This window comes from Intestinibacter sp. (genome assembly GCF_051866655.1).
GTDB lineage: Bacteria > Bacillota > Clostridia > Peptostreptococcales > Peptostreptococcaceae > Intestinibacter.
The window spans coordinates 1-4,981 of record NZ_JBJDXL010000195.1 but is presented as its reverse complement, the minus strand read 5'-3'; the positions used below and the strand labels follow the sequence as shown (position 1 = coordinate 4,981).

The window sequence follows — 4,981 nt, the reverse complement described above, 5'->3', positions numbered from 1 at the left end:
CCCCTGGAAGGTCTTTAACTCTTCCACCTCTTATAAGAACAACACTATGTTCTTGTAAGTTATGTCCTTCACCTGGTATATAAGCAGAAACTTCTATTCCGTTTGTTAATTTAACTCTGGCAACTTTTCTTAAAGCTGAGTTTGGTTTTTTAGGAGTAACTGTTTTTACTGATGTACAAACTCCTCTTTTTTGTGGTGAACTTGCATCAGTTGTTTTTTTGTTTAAAGAATTGTAACTCTTTTGTAATGCTGGAGCAGTAGATTTTTTAACTGAATCTTTTCTACTCTTACGAACTAATTGGTTAATTGTTGGCATCATCTGCACCTCCTTCTTCTAAAATTTCGATCTTAAAAATGATCGCCAACTAAATCGGATATTCCTACCGATTTCCGTAGTTAAATGTTCGTCTCATACACAAACATTTAATAGCTTGGTACTTAATAGTTCTTTAATTATATTAAAGCTTATTTAAAAGTTTACCCTGAACAGTATCCAAAGTAAACTTTTAAATTCGCACTTTTATATTTTAACATCACATACGGACTCTGTCAAGAATGTTTATATAACAATCTTATAAAGATTCTTGATCTATTTTTTGAACCGCTATGTTTCTATATTTTTTCATTCCTGTTCCTGCTGGAATTAATTTACCTAATATAACATTTTCTTTAAGTCCTATTAGGTGGTCTTCTTTTCCTTTTATAGCAGCTTCTGTTAAAACTCTAGTTGTTTCTTGGAATGATGCTGCTGATAAGAATGAATCTGTAGCAAGAGATGCTTTTGTTATACCAAGTAAAACTCTCTTAGCAACTGCTGGTCTTAATCCATTTGCTTCAGCTTCTTCATTGCATTCTTCAAATGTTAATACATCTTCATAACCTCCTGGTAATAAATCTGTATCTCCTGGATCTTCAACTTTAACCTTAGATAGCATTTGTCTTACAATTACTTCTATATGTTTATCGTTGATATCAACCCCTTGAAGTCTATAAACTCTTTGAACTTCTTTTACAATGTATTCTTGAACTCCACCTATACCTTTGACTCTAACTATATCGTGTGGATTTATAGAACCTTGAGTAAGTGGGTCCCCAGCTTCAACAAGTTGACCTTGTTTCACTCTTAATCTTGATCCATATGGTATTTGATAAACTTCTCTTTCGCCTTCATCTGGTATTACTACAACTTCTTTTCTCTTTCCTGTTTCGTCTATTTCAACTCTACCTGAAATTTCTGTGATTGTAGCTAAACCTTTTGGTTTTCTAGCTTCAAATAGCTCTTCAACCCTTGGAAGCCCTTGAGTTATATCTCCACCGGCAACCCCACCTGTATGGAATGTACGCATTGTAAGCTGTGTACCTGGTTCACCGATTGATTGAGCTGCGATTATACCTACAGCTTCACCGATATTAACTTCTTTACCAGTAGCTAAGTTTCTACCATAACATTTAGAACATACACCATGATGAGTTTTACAGTTAAGAACTGTTCTTATATTAACTTTTTCGATACCAGCTGCTACTATAGCTTCTGCATCATCTTCTTGTATCATAGTGTCTGCTTCTACTAATACTTCTCCAGTTTGTGGATGTACTATAGGATCTATAGTATATCTACCAACTATTCTATCGTATAAATCTTCTATTGATTCATTTCCATCTGTTATTGCAAATATTTCTGTTGTTTCTGTTGTTCCACAGTCATAATCTCTAACTATTACGTCTTGGCTGACGTCAACAAGTCTTCTTGTTAAGTAACCTGAATCGGCTGTACGAAGAGCTGTATCGGCTAACCCTTTTCTAGCACCATGTGAAGATGTGAAGTATTCCATAACTGATAACCCTTCACGGAAGTTAGATTTAACTGGGATTTCAACTGTTTTACCAGATGCATTGGCCATAAGTCCACGCATTCCTGCTAACTGTCTTATTTGGTTCTTAGAACCTCTGGCTCCTGAATGGGCCATTATATAGATGTTATTTAATCTTTCAAGTCCATTCATTAAGGCATCTGTAACTTCTTCAGTTGTCTTAGTCCAAGTTTCTATAACTTTTTCATATCTTTCTTCATCAGAGATTAAACCTCTTCTGAATACTTTTTCGTATTTTTCAACTTGTTGTTCTGCAGCTTTTATTAAATCTTTTTTAGCTGGTGGTATTTTCATATCTGCAACTGCAACTGTTATACCACCTATAGTAGAATATTTAAATCCTAATGATTTTATGTGGTCTAAAACTTCAGCAGTTATAGTGTTTCCATGTCTTCTGAAACATTTATCTATAATTTTACCTAAAGCTTTTTTATCAACTAAATAATTTATTTCTAATCCAAATGGATCTTCGTCTCTATTAACAAAGCCTAAATCTTGAGGTATATTTTCGTTGAATATAAATCTACCTACTGTACTTTCTGTAATACCAACTCTACCATCAGCTAATTTAACTCTCATTTTTACTGTTGCATGTAATTCTACTGCTTTAGTTTGATAAGCCATCATTAACTCGTTAAAGTCTTTGAATACTGTTCCTGTTCCCTTTTCTCCTCCTTGAGATTCTATAGTTAAGTAATAACATCCTAGAACCATATCTTGAGATGGAGTAGTTATTGGAGAACCATCTTTTGGTGCAAGTATATTATTTACAGAAAGCATTAAGAATCTAGCTTCTGCTTGTGCTTCTACTGATAAAGGTACATGGACAGCCATTTGGTCACCGTCGAAGTCAGCATTGTATGCTGTACAAGCTAGTGGATGTAGTCTTATAGCTTTACCTTCAACTAAAACTGGTTCAAATGCTTGTATACCTAATCTATGAAGAGTAGGGGCACGGTTAAGTAGTACTGGATGGCTCTTAATTACTTCTTCAAGAACATCCCATACTTCTGGTTTTACTTTTTCTACTAATGATTTAGCACTTTTTATATTATGTGCATATCCTTCTTTAACTAATTTATCCATTACGAATGGTTTGAATAATTCAAGAGCCATTTTTCTTGGAAGACCACATTGATAGAATTTAAGATCTGGTCCAACAACTATAACTGAACGTCCTGAGTAGTCAACACGTTTACCAAGTAAGTTTTGACGGAAACGACCTTGTTTACCTTTAAGCATATCTGATAAAGATTTTAATGGTCTATTTCCTGGACCTGTAACTGGTCTACCTCTTCTACCATTGTCTATTAAAGCATCTACAGCTTCTTGAAGCATTCTTTTTTCGTTTCTAACTATGATGTCTGGAGCTCCAAGTTCTAATAATCTTTTTAATCTGTTATTTCTGTTTATAACTCTTCTATATAAGTCATTTAAGTCAGAAGTAGCAAATCTACCACCGTCTAATTGAACCATAGGTCTTAAATCTGGTGGAATTACTGGAATAGCTTCTAGTATCATCCATTCAGGTTTGTTTCCTGATTTTCTGAATGCTTCAACTACTTCTAATCTTCTTATTGTTCTAACTCTCTTTTGACCTGTACTGTCTTTTAAATCATCTCTTAATGCTTTACTTTCTTGTTCTAGGTCAATTTTCATTAATAATTTTTTAACTGCTTCAGCACCCATACCAACTTCAAAAGTATTTCCGTATTTTTCATAATTACTTCTAAATTCTTTTTCTGTTAGTAATTGTTTTTCGTTTAGTCCAGTTTCACCTGGATCTATAACAACATATGAAGCAAAGTATAGTATTTTTTCTAGAGATCTTGGTGACATATCAAGTAAAAGACCCATTCTACTTGGGATACCCTTGAAGTACCAGATGTGAGACATAGGAGCTGCAAGCTCTATATGTCCCATTCTTTCTCTTCTTACTTTAGATTTAGTTACTTCTACACCACATCTATCGCAAACTACACCTTTATATCTAACTCTTCTATACTTACCACAATGACATTCCCAGTCTTTTTGTGGTCCAAATATTCTTTCACAGAATAAACCGTCTTTTTCTGGTTTTAAAGTACGGTAATTAATTGTTTCTGGTTTTTTAACTTCTCCTCTAGACCATTCTCTTATACGTTCCGGAGATGCTAAACCTATTTTTATCGACTCGAAATTGTTTAATTCAAACAAGGAGTTCTCTCCCTTCTATTTGATATTTATTTTATTATAAAACTATATTTCAAAATCACTGTTGTCTTCATCTTCAAAGCCACTGAAATCAAAATTCAAACTATCATCTACTTCTTCAACATCATAATCTATGTCTGCTTCTATTAAATCTTCATCTTCTTCATCTTCTATGTCTTCAATAACATGAGATTCTTCTACTTCTCTTTCATCACTGATAAGATTTAATTCGAAGTTTCCATCAACTTCATCATCTATGTCTGTAGATTCTTTTACTTCTAATTCTTCATCTTCTTCACTTAAAACTTTAACATCTAGACATAAACTTTGAAGTTCTTTTATAAGAACCTTGAATGATTCAGGTATTCCTGGTTCAGGAATATTTTCACCTTTTACTATTGCTTCGTAAGTTCTTACACGACCTACAACGTCGTCTGATTTAACTGTAAGTATTTCTTGAAGTATGTGTGCAGCTCCGTATGCTTCAAGAGCCCAAACTTCCATTTCACCGAATCTTTGTCCACCGAATTGAGCTTTACCTCCAAGTGGTTGTTGAGTTACTAGTGAATATGGTCCTGTACTTCTTGCATGTAACTTGTCATCAACTAAGTGATGTAGTTTTAAGTAATACATGTAACCTACTGTTATCTTGTTATCAAATGTTTCACCTGTTCTACCGTCATATAATGTTAATTTACCATCTCTTGGATATCCTGCTTGTTCAAGAGCATCCATTATATCACTTTCTTTAGCTCCATCAAATACTGATGTAGCTACATACCATCCTAATTTCTTAGCAGCAAGTCCTAAGTGAACTTCAAGCACCTGACCGATGTTCATACGAGATGGTATACCTTGTGGATTAAGTACTATATCCATAGGTGTTCCGTCTTCCATAAATGGCATATCTTCTTCTG

2 protein-coding genes and 1 pseudogene are annotated in these 4,981 nt (G+C 33.9%); all 3 read right to left on the bottom strand.

Annotated elements, in window-relative coordinates; all coding sequences use genetic code 11:
* Positions 1–316: 30S ribosomal protein S12 (gene rpsL / locus ACI3VO_RS06030; protein WP_439757040.1), on the bottom strand; the 316-nt coding region annotated here is incomplete at its 3' end.
* Between the two features lie 256 nt (positions 317–572).
* Positions 573–4,067 (bottom strand): DNA-directed RNA polymerase subunit beta', encoded by a 3,495-nt coding sequence (rpoC, locus tag ACI3VO_RS06025; RefSeq protein WP_439757039.1) that lies wholly within the window; start codon positions 4,065–4,067, stop codon positions 573–575.
* A gap of 42 nt (positions 4,068–4,109) precedes the next feature.
* Positions 4,110–4,981: pseudogene (locus ACI3VO_RS06020) on the bottom strand (DNA-directed RNA polymerase subunit beta); the annotation flags it as partial.